This window comes from Xenorhabdus ishibashii (assembly GCF_002632755.1).
In the GTDB taxonomy this organism is placed as follows: Bacteria; Pseudomonadota; Gammaproteobacteria; order Enterobacterales; family Enterobacteriaceae; genus Xenorhabdus; species Xenorhabdus ishibashii.
Genome location: NZ_NJAK01000001.1, coordinates 3,006,527 through 3,023,649, shown reverse-complemented (window position 1 = coordinate 3,023,649; position 17,123 = coordinate 3,006,527). Strand labels below are relative to the sequence as shown.

The window sequence follows — 17,123 nt, the reverse complement described above, 5'->3', positions numbered from 1 at the left end:
GTAGGGAATTTTCATTTTTCAGCGCATTTATTATACGCATTATGTTCCGAAAACATCAATCTATTTTAATGGCAAGAGTACAGAATAATATATTGATTATATCGTTCTATTAAAACCTATATTAATTTTTAGGTATCAGTAACTAAAAAGACGGATTGGGTACAACCATGTACCTGTCCGTCACGGATCTTATTATGTATTAATTCAATAGTCTGGTATTTAAAGTCTATTTTAGCATTAAACCACCATCAACGGGTAAACAACAACCTGTAATGAATTCTGCTTTGTTACTAGATAACCACAAGATAGCATTAGCCACTTCTTCCATTTCCCCAATCCTTCCAATTGGGTGGGTATCACCATACGCATCTAAATTATCGCCAAACACACTGATTGACATATCTGTCCTGATTAATCCTGGACACACAGAATTAATCCGAATATTTGACTTTGCCATCTCTAAAGCTGCGGACTTTGTTAATCCAACCACCGCATGTTTACTGGCAGTATAAGCGCATCCTCCTGCATAATTCGCCTTTAATCCTGCAACTGATGCGACATTTACTATTGCTCCACCTGATTTCTCCATTAACTGTATCTCATACTTCATACATTGATATACGCCTGTCACATTCGTCGCAATAACCTCATCCCATACTTCATCAGGATATGCGGTTATTTTAGTAAACGAAGCACCAAACATCCCAGCATTGTTAACAGCAATATCCAAACGACCATAATGCTCTTTAATATATGAAAATAACCCCTTAATGTCTGAACGCTTACTCATATCAGCAGAATAAAACTCACAATTGGCATTATGTGGCATTTGGGCTATTGCTTTACTTCCTTTATCAACATTTCGTCCCACCAAAAGGACTCTTGCCCCTCTTTCTGCAAAATCAATTGCAGTAGCCAACCCTATTCCAGCCGTTGCGCCAGTGATTAATACCGCCTTATTTTCAAATGAATTCATGATATATTCCTCCATAATAAAATTTTTATCCAATCTTAGATTACGGTGTTCATTTTAGATTTTATGCTTAAATTCTTATATCTTACATATTAAAATTAATAATAACCAAAATGGATTTAATTCATGAAAAAAGATGCTATCAATATTATTCCAACCATTTTTCTCTAATGTCTTTTTAAATTTATTCTACATAAACAAGTTGAATTTTATATTTCAAATATAAATAAAAACTAACACTACAATCCCCAAATGTAATGCCTGATATCTTTGGAATGAAAAATCTCCCATTTGACTTGCATTTAGTTTATAAAATAATATTATATAAAAATATAAATTGTTAAGATCAGGATATAATGATGAAGGTAAATTATCCTTTGCAACAAGCAATGCGTGAAGCTGCCGAACAGGCGGCAGATGTGTTACGAACACTTGCCAATGATGATCGCTTGCTATTGATGTGCCAGCTTAGTCAAGGAGAGTTTTCTGTTGGACAGCTTGAAGAAGCCGTGGGCATCCGCCAACCAACGCTGTCACAACAGCTTGGTGTCATGCGGCGATTGAATCTGGTGCAGACACGGCGGGAAGGAAAACAGATTTTTTATCGTGTTGAAGATGAACGCATTCTGATATTGCTGCATACGCTCTATACCTTGTATTGCCCGAAACCGGAAACAACAGGAGATTAGGATGAGCATTAACTTTGCCCAGTTTACACCATGGCTGAGCTTTGGTGGGGGAATATTGATTGGTCTGGCGGCAATTGTGCTGGTGCTGTTTTGCGGCCGAATTGCTGGTATCAGTGGTATTCTTGGTGGATTACTGCAACGTAAAACAAATGATCGCTCATGGCGGGTGGCATTTCTCGCAGGCATAATTATTGCGCCTGTGCTCTATAGCCTGCTGCACCCACTACCAGAAATCACGATCACAGCATCCTGGCCTGCCATTATTATTGCCGGTCTTCTGGTGGGAATAGGGACACGTATTGGTTCCGGTTGTACCAGCGGTCACGGCGTATGTGGACTCTCCCGTCTCTCATTGCGTTCTTTAGTCGCCACCCTGATCTTTATGGCTGTGGGATTTGTCACTGCAACAGGATTAGGTTACTGGTTCTTAGTGAGGTGAAAAATGATAGTGATATTCTCTTTTCTGTCTGGCGTCATTTTTGGTTTAGGATTAATTATCAGTGGCATGGCAAACCCAGCTAAGGTTTTGGGCTTTCTGGATCTGGCACATCCGTGGGACCCATCCCTGGCATTTGTGATGATGGGTGCTATTCTTGTCGGATGGATAGGTTTCATACTGGCTAAACGTCGTCAATATACACTTTGCGGTACACCTATGATATTACCTGACCAGCGTCAAATAGACTGGCGTTTGATGGGAGGAGCCGCGCTTTTTGGCCTGGGATGGGGAATTGCTGGGATTTGTCCGGGGCCAGGATTAGTACTATTGGGAGCGGGCTATGCAAAAGGATTCGCTTTTGTGCTGGCAATGAGTGTCGGAATGTGGTTGGTGGATCGTAAAAATAACTGACTTGCAAGTAAGATGATGATTTCCTGTTCAAGACTATATCCACAAAAAGTCAAAAAATTATAACTAACCAATAAACATAACAAAAAAACCCAGCCAACAATGACTGGGGCTTTTAAGATAGGTTCTATCGCTTATTATTTACAAAGCGCTTTTCGCTAGCTGAACAATATCAATTAACGGTTGTGGCCAAATACCAAGGATCAACACCAGCAACGCAGCAAGTAACACAACAATCCCGCCAGAGGTAAATGCCCAATTGTGTGGTGTATCACGGTTCAGCGCTTTTGGTGCCGGCAGGTACAAGCTCACCATCACGCGCAGGTAGTAGTAAAGGCCGATGGCACTACCCACGACAACTGCCCCAGTCAGCCACCATAATTTTGCTTCAACACCTGTTGCGATAACATAAAATTTGCCAATGAAGCCAAATGTTAATGGTATCCCCGCCAATGACAACATCATGACAGTCATTACCGCTGACAAAATTGGTTTATGCCAGAACAGGCCACGATATGAGAACAGTGAATCCGCATCTGGTCCTCTGTATGGGCTGGACATCAAACTGACTACGCCAAATGCCCCGATGCTGGCAAGCAAATAACCGACCAGATAAATACCTGCCGTCTCTTCTGCCAAAGTACGATCTTTGATAGCAACCAATACCACCAGCAAATATCCCAAATGAGCAATGGATGAGTAACCCAGCAGTCGTTTGATATTGCTTTGTGTCAATGCCAGCAAATTACCAAACAAGATAGATGCAATAGCAATTACAATTAGCACAATACGTAAAGTTGAGCTTTCAACCACTGGCGCTTCAATAAATAAGCGCATGACGACTGCAAAGATCGCAACCTTACTTGCCGTTGCCAGAAAGGTCGATACCGGTGCAGGTGCGCCTTGATAAACATCCGGTGTCCACAGTTGGAAAGGCACAAGGGAAAGTTTAAAGCCCAGTCCTACGATCATCATCCCCAAGCCAGCCAGCACTAACGGTTCATGCAGTTTGCTATCGCTCAGACTCTTGCCAAGTGATGCGAAAGACAAATCACCGGATTCTGCATACAGCAATGCAATACCGAACATCAGGAATGAAGACGCGGCCGCAGACAGCAGCATATATTTGATGCCCGCCTCCAACGAGCGTTTTTGGCGATATGCATAACCCACTAAACCAAACAGTGGCAAGGTGATCAGTTCAATGCCGATAAACAGTGATGCCATGTGGTTGGCAGAAGAGAGCAGAATGCCCCCAACCGCCGCAATCATCACCAACAGATAAAATTCTTCTTTATTATCGGGATAATTTTCCAACCATGAATAGGCAAATGTCGTTGTTGCTAGGCTCGCAATCAGCACAAGGCCAGTATAGAACATTGCAAAACGATCGACATGAATCAATGGCGTGACATCCATTGGCTCCTGCTGTCCCACAAAATAGAGTGAGAACAGCGCCAGGTTTAGACCAATTACCGTCAAGGTGACATTGGTGAAATGATCGCGTCGCCACGCAATGGACAGCATCACAACCACCACCGTCAATCCGACGATCAATAGCGGCAACAGTGCGATCAATTGTTCAGAAGTTATTGTCATGGCGAATTACGGCCTTGTAGTTAAAAGTGAAGCAGAATACCAATTCTGGATGTTATTCATTGCTGCGGCTGAAGTATCAAGGATTGGCTGCGGGTAAATCCCCAAAATCACCAACAAGACGACCAACAGCAGCAAAATGGAAATTTCACGTACATCCATCTGCTGTAATGGCTTATCCGTTTTTGGCGTACCGTAATAAGCCTTCTGCATCAAATACAGTGCATAAACGGAAGCAAAAACCAAACCGAACACGGAGACCGTGGTAATCAAGGTAAATTTACTGAAACTGCCAAACAGGATCATAAATTCACCAACAAAATTACCGGTTCCTGGCATACCCAATGTTGCTACCGCAAAAAACAGAGATATCGCAGGCAAGAGTTGAATTCTTCCCCACAATCCGCCCATTTGACGCATATCTCGGGTATGCAAGCGTTCATAGAGCTGACCACACAGAATGAACAGCCCCGCGGCTGACAGGCCGTGTGCAATCATCTGGATCACCGCTCCCTGATAAGCTAATTGGCTACCTGTGTAAATAGCGATAAGCACAAAACCCATGTGGGAAACACTGGTATAAGCAATCAGGCGCTTGATATCAGTCTGGCTGAATGCCATCCACGCGCCGTAGAAAATGCCAATGATACCCAGCCACATCGCAATCGGAGCAAATTCCGCAGAGGCTTGCGGGAACAAAGGCAAACTGAAACGCAACAAACCATATGCCGCGGTTTTCAGCAAAATCCCCGCAAGGTCAACTGAACCGGCGGTTGGTGCCTGACTATGGGCATCTGGCAACCAGCCGTGTAAAGGCACAACCGGCATTTTCACCGCGAATGCAATAAAGAAGCCCAGCATCAACAGATATTGAACCGTGTATGACATCGGCGTATGCAACAATTTTTCATAGTTGAATGTCCATTCGCCGGTTGCATCATGGTGAATGAAAGCCAATGCCAGAATCGCAATCAGCATCACTAAGCCACTGGCTTGGGTATAGATGAAAAATTTCGTTGCCGCAGTGATACGGGTTTTACCTTCCGAGCCTCTGTGTCCCCACAGAGCAATCAGGAAGTACATCGGCACGAGCATCACTTCCCAGAAGAAGAAGAATAAGAACAGGTCAATGGCAAGGAAGACCCCCATCACACCGCCCAGTATCCACAACAGATTCAGATGAAAGAAGCCCTGATATGGCTGGTTTTCATTCCACGAACAGAGGATTGCCATCAAACCCAGTAACGCAGTCAGCACCACCATCAGCAAGGACAAACCATCCAGTGCCAGATGAATGCTAATGCCAAAACGTGGGATCCACTGAAGCACGAACTCTGTTTGCCACTGTGGAATGCCCTGTGGGTTGGTGAGTGTATAACCGCCCTGTAGCCATAGGTACAGGGAGAGTAACAACGTCAGTCCCATCGCCAGAAGCGCTATCCAACGCGGCATACGGGTGCCGAAGCGCTCTGCCTGCCAACACAGCAGGCCTCCGATGAAGGGCAGAAGAATTAGCCAAGGTAGTAGCATGGCGCAATATGTCCCTTAATTAAACCAGAAGCAGCAGAGCTAAAACCAGCACTGCCCCCAACCCCATAGAGGTAGCGTACCAACGGACTTGTCCGTTCTCACTCCAACGAAGCCCTTTATTACCCCAACGTGACAATATAGCTGGAATGTTCATCAGTGAGTTCAAAGGATCACTTTGCAACAAGCGGGTGATGCCTTTAAATGGCTTCACAAATACCCAGCCATACAGCGCGTCAAACCCCCAGGCATGTAACCACCATGTGGAGAAGAAGCGCCCAGGTGCACTGTTCGCCGTGGCAGTAACCACACCACGTTTGCCCAGATACAGCGCTGCCGCCAGCAAGATACCGACAACGGCAACCAAACCAGAAACGATTTCCAGTGTCATTTTGCCATCATGCCCTGCATTACTTTCAGGCAAAACCCCCGTCAGCGGTGGCACAATCAGCGCGCCAACAAAAGTGGATAGCACCAGTAATACTGATAATGGCAAGGTATGGGTAATCCCCTTGACAGGATGAGCATGGGTATTTTCTTCACCGTGGAACACGATAAAGATCATGCGGAAGGTATACAGTGATGTCATCAATGCCCCAATCAGCCCCGCCAGCATCAGGTTCATATGACCATTTGCTAACGCGCCCCACAGGATTTCATCTTTACTGTAGAAACCTGCTGTCAGTAATGGCAGTGCTGACAACGCAGAGCCACCCACCAAGAAGCAGAGATAAACAAATGGGATACGCTTGCTCAGCCCCCCCATTTTGAAGATGTTTTGTTCATGATGACAGGCCAAAATCACTGAGCCAGAAGCCAGAAACAGTAATGCTTTAAAGAACGCATGGGTCATGAGGTGAAAGATCGCTGCATCCCACGCCTGTACGCCCAACGCCAGAAACATGTAGCCAATCTGGCTCATAGTGGAGTAAGCCAGCACTCGCTTGATATCTGTCTGTACCAGTGCTGCGAAACCAGCCAACAGCAAAGTGATCGCACCAATAATACCGACCAAATGCAGAATATCAGGCGCCATCAAGAACAACGCATGGCTGCGGGCAATCAGATAAACGCCCGCAGTAACCATCGTAGCAGCATGGATCAGGGCAGAAACCGGTGTTGGGCCGGCCATTGCATCCGCCAGCCAGGTTTGCAATGGTAATTGAGCTGATTTACCTACAGCGCCACCCAGAATCATCAAGGTTGCCCAATTGATCGCGCTAGAACCTGCTGCAATATGTTGGGGCGCCAATACCGCTAATTCGCGGAAACTCAATGTACCAAGCTGGTCATAAAGGATAAACATGCCAATGGCAAGGAATACGTCACCAACACGAGTCACAATGAAGGCTTTCATTGCCGCCGCACCATTGGCAGGGGTTTTGTAGTAGAAACCAATCAATAGGTAACTGCACAGGCCAACACCTTCCCAACCGAGGTACATCAGCAACATATTGTCTGCCAGTACCAATACCACCATACTGGCGATAAAGAGGTTGGTATAAGCGAAGAAACGGGAATACCCTTCTTCGCCGCGCATATACCAAGAAGCATATACGTGGATCAGGAAACCGATACCGGTCACAACACTGAGCATCGTCAGTGACAAACCATCCAGCACCAGATTAACGGGGATACTGAAATTATCCACCGTCATCCAGTTCCACAATGTTTGGCGGTAAACCAGCCCCCCTGCCCCATTCTGAGCAAGGAAATCCATTGCTACCCAGAATGTGACCAATGCAGCCAAGCCAACAGAACCACTCCCGATGGTGGCTGACAAATTTTCAGACCAGCGGCCACGGGAAAATGCTAATAGCAAAAATCCCAGCAGTGGCAGCAGAATTGTTAAATAGAGTAAGTTCATCCGCGCATCTCACTGACTGTATCAATATTCAGGTTTTGGCGACGACGGTGCAACTGTAGTAACAGTGCTAAACCGATGCTCGCCTCGGCGGCTGCCAGAGTAATGGCCAGAATGTACATCACCTGACCATCAGGCTGGAGCCAATAGCTGCCAGCAACAACAAACGCCAGCGCTGAAGCATTGATCATGATTTCCAGCCCAATCAGCATGAATAACAAATTACGACGAATAATCAGGCAGGTAAAACCCAATGTAAACAGGATAGCCGCCAGAATGAGCCCGTGATGTAACGCTATCATTATTGTTGATCCTCCGCACGATTGCTGATCACTTCCCCTTGTCGGTTTTCACGGCCAATATGGTAAGCCACAACCAATCCAGCCAGCAGGAGCAAAGAAGCTAATTCAACTGCCAGAACATAAGGGCCAAACAGGCTAATGCCGACTTCTTTGGCACTGACCACTTCACCACTGATTTCACCGGTTGGCAGAGTACTGATGGCATAAATCAACACAATCAACAACACGATAGACAGGATTGATGGGCCAATCCAAGCCCGAGGTTGTAACCATAGCCGCTCCTGTTCGACAACTGATTTTCCCAGATTCAGCATCATCACGACAAAGACGAACAACACCATAATTGCGCCTGCGTAAACGATGATCTCTAAAGCACCCGCAAAATAGGCTCCCATCGAAAAAAATACGATGGACAATGCCAATAAAGAAATAATCAGATACAACAGCGCATGCACCGGATTTGTATGGGTTATGACTCTGAGTGTTGCGAGAATAGCAACCAGCCCTGCGACATAAAATGTAAATTCCATAAATATCGCTCCTTACGGCAACAAGCTTTTAACGTCGATAGGCTTGGCCTCATTGTCGGCTTCGCCTTTATCTTTGCCGTCAATTGCCATACCTGTCTTACGGTAAAAGTTATAGTCAGGATACTTACCTGGCCCTGAAATCAGCAGATCTTCTTTTTCATACACCAGATCCTGACGCTTGAATTCACCCAGTTCAAAATCCGGCGTCAACTGAATCGCGGTAGTGGGGCACGCTTCTTCACACAGGCCACAGAAAATGCAACGCGAGAAGTTGACACGGAAAAATTCAGGATACCAGCGACCATCCTTATGCTCGGCTTTTTGCAGTGAGATACATCCTACCGGACATACCGCCGCACATAAGTTACACGCAACACAACGCTCTTCACCATCAGGATCACGCGTCAGAACGATGCGCCCACGGTAACGGGGTGGCAGATAAACCGGCTCTTCCGGATACATTTTTGTTTCGCGTTTATGGAAGGCATGAAGCCCTATCATCCAAATACTGCGTACCTGGGTGGCGAAACCGACCACTAACTCTTTCAATGTCATGGTTCAATCACCCCTTTATTGAGCGTTGTATAAAATAACTGCGGCTGTCGCCAGCATATTAAGTAACGTTAACGGCAGACAGACTTTCCAGCCAAATGACATCACCTGGTCATAACGAGGACGCGGCAGTGCGGCACGGATCAAGATGAACATCATCATGAAAAATGCTGTTTTCAGCGCAAACCAGACGAATGGCGGCAAGAGAGGCCCGTTCCAGCCACCAAAGAATAGCGTGACGATCAACGCGGATACCGTCACGATCGCGATATATTCCCCGACAAAGAACAAACCGAATTTCATACCGGAATATTCAATGTGATAGCCGTCGGCCAGTTCTTGCTCTGCTTCCGGTTGGTCAAAGGGATGGCGGTGACATACCGCTACACCCGCAATGGCAAAGGTCAGGAAGCCAAAGAATTGAGGAATAACATTCCACACGTGTTGCTGTGAGTTGACGATCTCCACCATGTTAAAGGAGCCGGCTTGTGCCACAACGCCCATCATGGACATACCAAGGAACACTTCATAACTCAATGTCTGTGCCGATGCCCGCATCGCACCCAGCAGGGCATATTTGTTGTTACTCGCCCAACCCGCAAACAGCACAGAATAAACCGCCAGACCCGCCAACATCATGAAGAACAAGATGCCGATATTCAGGTCTGCAACCATCCATGTTGGACTTATTGGTACAATCGCAAAGGCCAGAAGCATTGAGCAGAATGCAATGACCGGAGCCAAAGTAAAAATGGCCCTGTCAGAAAAACGGGGTGCCCAGTCTTCTTTAAAGAACATTTTGATCATGTCTGCGACAAGCTGCAATGAACCGCCCCAACCGACTCGGTTTGGCCCATAACGGTTTTGAAACAGTCCAAGAATGCGGCGTTCAAAGAAACTCATGAATGCCCCGCAGATAACCACGACCAGTAGAATGGCAACCGCTTTCAGTACAGCAATCAGGATTTCAATGACTTCGGAAGTAAACCAGCTCATTATGCAACCTCCCGTAAGTTATGGACTGATTTGCCTGCCAGAACCGGCGGTATACCCGACATTCCCAGTGGCAAGCCGATTTGCCCTTGTGCCAGATTACCACTCAAGCGTACTGCCAAACGCAGTTTCTGCCCTTCACACTCAAATGCCATCACCGCACCTTCTTTCACATTCAAATGCTCCGCATCTTTATGATTGATCATCACATACGGCTCAGGCATACGCGCCTGTATTACATCAGAACGTTGTGACAGCTCCTCACTACCGAACAAATGGAAATAAGGGGCAACATGCCATTGATCTTTTTGCGCAGTGAATGCTGTCGGGATAGCGTCAAAATAGTTCAACCCACCATCAACCGTTTCAATCAAACGAACCCCTGGATCGCCAAAACGCAGCTTACCACCGACTTCCGCCTGAAATTTATTCCACGCTTGTGGTGAGTTCCAGCCGGGAGCCCAGGCAAATGGGATTTGCTGACGTGGCGCATATGGGCTGTTATTCCCTTCCATTGAGAAAGCAAATGCAGTATCGATATCCTGTGGTTGACGCTGCTCGTGGACGCTGACATCAGCCAGCATCGCTGTTCGGCCACTGTAGCGATGAGGAGAACGGGACAATTTTTGCCCACGAATACGGAATGTCGCATCTGGAGCCGCGTCTACGATGCCTTTGAATTGCGGCATAGCTTTGACACAAGCTGCAATCACATGATCAAGCTGTGTCCAATCGGTCTGGCACTGTGTATAAGTGCTATACAGGGAATGCATCCAGCGCCAGCTTTCTAACATCACGATGGATTTATCATAGAATGCCGGCTCATAAACCTGGAAATAACGCTGGGCACGCCCTTCCTGATTCACCAACGTACCATCGCTTTCAGCAAAACTGGAGGCCGACAAAATCAAATGAGCCTTATCCATAATGGCGGTGCGCTGGTGATCTACGACGATCAAGTTTTTCAGGCTATCCAGTGCGCGATCAATTTTATCCGCCGGTGCATGACGATAGAGATCGTTTTCCATCACGATGGCGGTATCTGAATTCCCTTTAGCAATACGCTGTAAAGCAGAATCCAATGGCTGCGCCTCCATCATTGCCAGCCCCAGACTATTGGCATATATGGCAACGTAGGAAAGCCCCACATCCGAACCCTTATCTTTCAAGGCCCATGCGATATTGGCAGCAGCCTGAATCAAAGCATCACTGCCTGAATTGCTGCCACTGATAATCAATGGTTTTTTCGCATCACGCAATGCGTGCGCAATAATTTCTACTTTTGATTTCAGCTCATCCGGCAGATCATTAACGGCAGGGGCGATATTGTTCAAGGCATGTGCCACGGCAAAACCTAAGCGAGCCTGATCATCAACGGGTGCACGGTAGCTCCATGCTGCAATATCATCCAGATGGGTTTCATCAACACTGGTCAGGAAGAGAGGATATTTGGCGTGCTGGCCAATGTTCATCACAGCCGCAATCTGCCAGTCTGCTACTTTCTGGGCGGCGGCCATTTCACGCGCCTTGCCTTTTACTGCCTGACGCACAGATAACGCCATGCGGGCAGCCGTTTGAGTCAAGTCTTCTCCTAATACTAACACCGCATCATAATCTTCAATTTCACGCAGGGATGGCGTATAGACTCCGCCTTGCTGGAGAATTTCTAACATCGTATCAAGGCGATGTTGTTCTTCCGCTGAAATACCGCTGTAGAAGTTTTCCGCACCAACCAATTCACGCAAGGCAAAGTTACTTTCAATGCTGGCACGCGGTGAACCGATACCAATGGCATTTTTCGCCTGACGCAAAATATCTGCGCCCCCTCGCATAACCTGCTCAGCATTCAGTGAAATCCACTGATCACCACGCAACTGTTGCGGCTGACGAGGACGGTCGTCACGATTGACATAACCATAACCGAAACGCCCGCGGTCACACATAAAGTAATGGTTGACGGTGCCGTTATAACGGTTTTCTATCCGGCGCAATTCACCATAACGTTCACCAGGACTAGTGTTACAACCAATGCTGCACTGTTGGCAGATACTTGGTGCAAACTGCATATCCCATTTGCGGTTATAGCGTTCTGAATGGGTTTTGTCGGTAAATACCCCTGTTGGGCAAATTTCAACGAGGTTACCGGAAAATTCACTTTCCAATGTGCCACTTTCAGGGCGACCAAAATAGACGTTGTCATGGGCACCATAAACGCCAAAATCTGTTCCATCCGCATAATCTTTGTAGTAACGGACACAACGATAACAGGCGATACAACGGTTCATTTCATGAGCAATGAATGGTCCCAACTCCTGATTTTTGTGAGTACGTTTGGTAAAACGGTATTTTCGGAATGAATGCCCCGTCATCACTGTCATATCTTGCAAATGACAGTTACCCCCTTCCTCACAAACTGGACAGTCATGGGGATGGTTGGTCATTAACCATTCCACAACACTGGCACGGAACTGTTTAGCTTCTTCATCATCAATGGAGATATACGTGCCATCTGACGCCGGTGTCATACAAGACATCACCAGGCGACCGCGTGTATCTTCCGCATTTTGATATTGCTTCACCGCACACTGGCGGCAAGCGCCAACGCTTCCCAGCGCTGGATGCCAGCAAAAATAAGGTATATCAAGCCCCAATGAGAGGCAGGCTTGTAACAGGTTATCAGCCCCGTTTACATCATATTCTTTGCCGTCTACATGTATCGTAGCCATAGTCAGCATGCTTCCCAATGGCCTGCCGTGGCAGGCGTTAATCAAAAATTAGCACTGTTTGTTACCAACGCTGGTTGAGCAGGTTTGGTTGAATACCCGCAATCAGGTTAGTATTGCCATAATCTTTGGTGACAATTCCCGCTTCAAACTCTTCACGGAAGTATTTAATCGCACTCTGCAAAGGTTCCACAGCACCAGGCGCATGGGCACAAAACGTTTTACCTGGGCCAAGAAAACGACAGAGTTGTTCTAATGTTTCAATATCACCTGGCTGGCCTTTACCATTTTCAATAGCTCGGAGGATTTTGACACTCCACGGCAAGCCATCACGGCATGGTGTACACCAGCCACAAGATTCACGAGCGAAGAATTCTTCAAGATTGCGGGTCAGGGAAACCATATTGATTTCATGATCCACCGCCATTGCCAGTGCGGTTCCCAATCGGCTCCCCGCTTTAGCGATATGTTCAAAATCCATCGGTAAATCTAAATGGTCTGCTGTCAGGAAATCGGTTCCTGCCCCTCCGGGTTGCCATGCCTTGAATTTCAAGCCATCACGCATTCCCCCCGCGTAATCTTCAAGAATTTCACGGGCTGTTGTGCCAAAAGGCAGTTCCCAAAGACCTGGATTTTTGACCCGACCAGAAAAACCCATCAGTTTGGTTCCGGCATCTGTACTTTTGCCGGCACTCAAACCGATATACCACTCTTTCCCATGTTCAAGAATGGCAGGAACGTTGCACAATGTTTCGACGTTGTTGACGCACGTAGGTTTACCCCATACGCCAGCCGTCGCAGGAAACGGGGGTTTTGAACGGGGGTTTGCCCGACGCCCTTCAAGGGAGTTAATCAGGGCTGTTTCTTCACCACAGATATAACGACCCGCGCCGGTATGAACAAACAGTTCAAAATCAAAACCACTGCCCAGAATGTTCTTGCCAAGCAATCCAGCAGCTTTAGCTTCCTCTATGGCTCTGCGTAAATGGGCAGCCGCTTCAATATATTCACCACGCAGGAAGATGTAACCGCGATAAGCTTTCAATGCGAAGGCACTGATTAGCATGCCTTCCACCAATAGATGAGGCAGTTGTTCCATTAGTAGGCGATCTTTGTAAGTGCCCGGCTCCATCTCATCCGCATTACACAATAAATAGCGGATATTCATGCTTTCGTCTTTTGGCATCAGGCTCCATTTCAAGCCTGTTGAGAAACCTGCACCGCCACGGCCTTTTAAGCCAGCATCTTTAACCAATGTGGTAATTTCATCAGGTGCCATGCCCTTCAGTGCTTTTTCGGCTCCTTTGTAACCATTTTGGCTTCGGTATTCATCCAGCCAGACAGGTTGTTGGTCATCACGCAACCGCCATGTCAGGGGATGAGTTTCCGCGGTGCGGATAATTTCTTTCACTCCTGAATGCGTTGTCATGGATATTGCTCCAGTAATTTTTCAATTTCTTCGGGCTTCACGTAACTGTGAGTATCCTCATCAATCATCATCGTTGGTCCCTTGTCACAGTTACCCAAGCAGCAGGTTGGTAACAATGTGAAGCGACCATCTGCCGTGGTTTGCCCCGGACGAATGTTCAAACACGATTCTATCGCTGCCTGAACCCCCTGATAGCCGGTGATGTGGCATACGACACTGTCACAGTAACGGATAATGTGGCGTCCTACTGGCTGCCGATAAATCTGGCTGTAAAACGTCGCTACACCTTCCACGTCACTGGCCGGAATACCCAAAACTTCCGCAATGGCATAAATAGCACCATCTGGCACCCAGCCACGCTGCTTTTGTACAATTTTCAGGGCTTCGATTGACGCAGCACGCGGATCTTCGTAGTGGTGTTTTTCCTGCTCAATGGCATTACGTTCGTCAGCACTCAATACAAACTTATCCGGTGTCTGAGCGTCCGTTACGTTAACCACATCAAGGCGTGCTTGCTTGTTTGCGTTAAATTCACTTTGCATCGTTAGCGATCCACATCAGACATAACAAAATCGATACTGCCCAGATAGACGATAAGGTCAGAAACCAGACTGCCGCGGATCACCGATGGAATTTGCTGCAAATGGGCAAAACTTGGTGTACGGATGCGGGTGCGGTAACTCATAGTGCTACCATCACTGGTCAGGTAATAACTGTTGATACCCTTAGTCGCTTCGATCATCTGGAATGATTCATTAGCAGGCATGACCGGCCCCCATGACACTTGCAGGAAGTGGTTAATCATGGTTTCGATGTGCTGCAAAGTCCTTTCCCTTGGAGGTGGCGTGGTCAATGGATGATCCGCCTTGAATGGTCCTGCCGGCATATTTTTCAGGCATTGCTCAAGAATGCGCAGACTCTGACGGATTTCTTCCACTTTCAGCATGACACGGTCATAACAATCACCGTTGTAGCCTGTTGGTACTTCAAAATCGAAATTTTCATAGCCGGAATAAGGACGCCATTTGCGCACGTCAAAGCTAATGCCAGTGGCACGCAACCCCGCACCGGTAACCCCCCAGTCCAGAGCCTGTTTAGCATTGTAGGCCGCTACCCCAACAGAACGCCCTTTCAGGACACTGTTTTTCAGCGCTGCCTTGACATAGGAATTCAACCGCTTCGGCAACCAGTCCAGCAATTCACGCAAGAGTTTTTCCCAACCTCGCGGCAAATCATGGGCAACACCACCGATTCGGAACCATGCCGGATGCATACGAAACCCAGTAATCGCCTCGACGACATCGTAAACTTTTTGTCGGTCAGTAAAAGCAAAGAAGACAGGGGTCATCGCCCCAACGTCTTGGATAAATGTACTGATATAAAGCAGATGGCTGTTAATGCGAAACAGTTCGGACAACATGACACGAATTGTTTTCACCCGATCGGGGACTTCAATGCCTGCCAGCTTCTCAACCGCCAGCACATAAGGCATTTCGTTAACACATCCCCCCAAATATTCGATGCGATCGGTATAAGGAATATAGCTGTGCCATGACTGACGTTCTCCCATCTTTTCGGCACCACGATGGTGATAGCCAATATCGGGAACACAATCGACGATTTCTTCGCCATCAAGTTGCAGAATAATGCGGAATGCACCGTGGGCAGAAGGATGATTTGGACCGAGGTTCAGGAACATGAAGTCTTCATTATCGGTGCCACGCTTCATGCCCCACTCTTCTGGTTTGAAAGTCAGCGCTTCCATTTCCAGATCTTCTTTCTGCTTAGTCAAGACGAAAGGATCAAATTCCGTGGCACGTGCAGAGTATTCCTTGCGCAACGGATGGCCTTCCCAAGTTGGTGGCATTAAGATGCGACGCAAATTGGGATGGCCGTTAAATGTAATGCCAAACATTTCCCACGTTTCACGCTCATACCAATTGGCATTTGGGAAAATCGATGTAGTCGTTGGGATATTCAGGTCTTGTTCAGTGAGCGCGACTTTCAGCATGATGTCACGGTTACGCTCAATGGAAAGGAGGTGATAAAACACCGAAAAATCAGCCGCTGGTAAGCCTTCTCGGTGAGAGCGCTGACGCTCATCAACACCATGCAAGTCAAACAACATGATATAAGGTTTGGGCAATTTTTTCAGAAATGTTATTACTTGCAGTAACTGCTCCCGCTTAACCCAAACAACTGGCATACCGGTACGGGTCGGCTGGATGGTAAAGGTACTCGGGCCAAATTGGCGGTTAAGCTCGCTGACTACAGGATCATCAAGATGATCACGTGTTGTCCAGGCAGGCCGGGCGCTTTCTTGCGCTATCTGATCTGTCATCATTCTTCACCACAACGCTTGATCAGGGTTTTTGTGATCGCAACACATTGCTCTTGGTTACGCTATATGGCTAAAAGCCTTAAATTTCGTCTGGAGTACGCAGATTTTTCACTGCAATACGTTCACCGCGTTTTCTTTCTCTTTCTGATTGCATATTGGCGCGGTAAACCCCCTGATCGCCAACCACCCATGACAGTGGGCGTCGTTCTTTGCCTATGGACTCCTGCAACAGCAGCAGTGCCTGCATATAGGCTTCTGGGCGAGGAGGACAGCCAGGAATATAAACATCAACGGGGATAAACTTATCAACTCCTTGAACTACGGAGTAAATATCGTACATACCTCCAGAGTTTGCGCAGGCTCCCATTGAAATGACCCATTTCGGCTCCAGCAACTGGTCGTACAGACGTTGAATGACAGGCGCCATTTTGACGAAACAGGTTCCGGAAATCACCATGAAATCAGCCTGACGGGGAGATGCTCGCAATACTTCTGCACCAAAACGCGCAACATCGTGAACAGCGGTAAATGACGTCACCATTTCCACGTAGCAGCAAGAAAGCCCGAAGTTATAGGGCCACAGGGAATTTTTCCTCCCCCAATTCACCATATTGTGCAGAGCATGTTCCAATTTCCCCATATAGACACTTCGGTGAACATGTTGCTCCAAGGGGTCGCTGACAGTTTCCTGTTTTTGCAGGGGATAACGGTCATTCTCACCATTCGGATCTATGCGGGTGAGCGTATAATCCATCTT

At 47.2% G+C, this 17,123-nt stretch carries 16 protein-coding genes; 3 read left to right on the top strand and 13 right to left on the bottom strand.

Going from position 1 to position 17,123, the window contains the following annotated elements:
• Positions 1-226: 226 nt before the first annotated feature.
• Positions 227-976, bottom strand: coding sequence for an SDR family NAD(P)-dependent oxidoreductase (locus tag Xish_RS14330; RefSeq protein ID WP_208614825.1), 750 nt, complete (start codon positions 974-976; stop codon positions 227-229).
• A gap of 353 nt (positions 977-1,329) precedes the next feature.
• Here Xish_RS14330 and Xish_RS14325 point away from each other — a divergent pair, with 353 nt between their 5' ends.
• Genes Xish_RS14325 through Xish_RS14315 form a run of 3 tightly spaced genes read left to right on the top strand, consistent with a single transcriptional unit; the run spans position 1,330 to position 2,512 of the window.
• Entirely contained in the window at positions 1,330-1,662 is a 333-nt protein-coding gene (locus Xish_RS14325; RefSeq protein ID WP_099118407.1) for an ArsR/SmtB family transcription factor, read from the top strand.
• Position 1,663: 1 nt separating this feature from the next.
• A complete protein-coding gene (locus Xish_RS14320) occupies positions 1,664-2,101 on the top strand; it encodes a YeeE/YedE family protein (protein WP_099118406.1) in 438 nt (145 codons plus the stop codon).
• Positions 2,102-2,104: 3 nt separating this feature from the next.
• Positions 2,105-2,512 (top strand): DUF6691 family protein, encoded by a 408-nt coding sequence (locus tag Xish_RS14315; RefSeq protein ID WP_099118405.1) that lies wholly within the window; start codon positions 2,105-2,107, stop codon positions 2,510-2,512.
• A 138-nt stretch (positions 2,513-2,650) separates the two neighbouring features.
• Here the strand turns inward: Xish_RS14315 and nuoN are convergent, their stop codons facing one another.
• The 12 genes from nuoN to Xish_RS14255 form a co-directional block, all read right to left on the bottom strand.
• Positions 2,651-4,108 (bottom strand): NADH-quinone oxidoreductase subunit NuoN, encoded by a 1,458-nt coding sequence (nuoN, locus tag Xish_RS14310; RefSeq protein ID WP_099118404.1) that lies wholly within the window; start codon positions 4,106-4,108, stop codon positions 2,651-2,653.
• A 6-nt stretch (positions 4,109-4,114) separates the two neighbouring features.
• Positions 4,115-5,635 (bottom strand): NADH-quinone oxidoreductase subunit M, encoded by a 1,521-nt coding sequence (gene nuoM, locus Xish_RS14305; protein ID WP_099118403.1) that lies wholly within the window; start codon positions 5,633-5,635, stop codon positions 4,115-4,117.
• 19 nt (positions 5,636-5,654) lie between these two features.
• A complete protein-coding gene (gene nuoL, locus Xish_RS14300) occupies positions 5,655-7,499 on the bottom strand; it encodes an NADH-quinone oxidoreductase subunit L (protein ID WP_099118402.1) in 1,845 nt (614 codons plus the stop codon).
• Positions 7,496-7,798, bottom strand: coding sequence for an NADH-quinone oxidoreductase subunit NuoK (gene nuoK, locus Xish_RS14295; protein WP_074018590.1), 303 nt, complete (start codon positions 7,796-7,798; stop codon positions 7,496-7,498). The genes nuoL and nuoK overlap by 4 nt, the downstream gene beginning before the upstream one ends.
• On the bottom strand, positions 7,798-8,328 hold the full coding sequence (gene nuoJ / locus Xish_RS14290) for an NADH-quinone oxidoreductase subunit J (protein WP_099118401.1): 531 nt from the start codon (positions 8,326-8,328) through the stop codon (positions 7,798-7,800). The genes nuoK and nuoJ overlap by 1 nt, the downstream gene beginning before the upstream one ends.
• 12 nt (positions 8,329-8,340) lie before the next feature.
• Complete coding sequence (nuoI, locus tag Xish_RS14285) at positions 8,341-8,883, bottom strand: NADH-quinone oxidoreductase subunit NuoI (RefSeq protein WP_045958195.1); 543 nt, start codon at positions 8,881-8,883, stop codon at positions 8,341-8,343.
• Positions 8,884-8,898: 15 nt separating this feature from the next.
• Complete coding sequence (gene nuoH, locus Xish_RS14280) at positions 8,899-9,876, bottom strand: NADH-quinone oxidoreductase subunit NuoH (protein ID WP_099118400.1); 978 nt, start codon at positions 9,874-9,876, stop codon at positions 8,899-8,901.
• A complete protein-coding gene (gene nuoG, locus Xish_RS14275; RefSeq protein WP_099118776.1) occupies positions 9,876-12,599 on the bottom strand; it encodes an NADH-quinone oxidoreductase subunit NuoG in 2,724 nt (907 codons plus the stop codon). The genes nuoH and nuoG overlap by 1 nt, the downstream gene beginning before the upstream one ends.
• A gap of 61 nt (positions 12,600-12,660) precedes the next feature.
• Positions 12,661-14,025, bottom strand: a complete 1,365-nt coding sequence (gene nuoF, locus Xish_RS14270) for an NADH-quinone oxidoreductase subunit NuoF (protein ID WP_099118399.1) — start codon at positions 14,023-14,025, stop codon at positions 12,661-12,663.
• On the bottom strand, positions 14,022-14,567 hold the full coding sequence (nuoE, locus tag Xish_RS14265) for an NADH-quinone oxidoreductase subunit NuoE (RefSeq protein WP_099118398.1): 546 nt from the start codon (positions 14,565-14,567) through the stop codon (positions 14,022-14,024). The genes nuoF and nuoE overlap by 4 nt, the downstream gene beginning before the upstream one ends.
• 2 nt (positions 14,568-14,569) lie before the next feature.
• Positions 14,570-16,369 carry an NADH-quinone oxidoreductase subunit C/D gene (nuoC, locus tag Xish_RS14260; RefSeq protein WP_208614824.1) on the bottom strand — a complete coding sequence of 600 codons (1,800 nt, stop codon included), beginning with the start codon at positions 16,367-16,369 and terminating at the stop codon, positions 14,570-14,572.
• 76 nt (positions 16,370-16,445) lie between these two features.
• Complete coding sequence (locus tag Xish_RS14255; protein ID WP_047769419.1) at positions 16,446-17,120, bottom strand: NuoB/complex I 20 kDa subunit family protein; 675 nt, start codon at positions 17,118-17,120, stop codon at positions 16,446-16,448.
• Positions 17,121-17,123 lie beyond the last annotated feature (3 nt).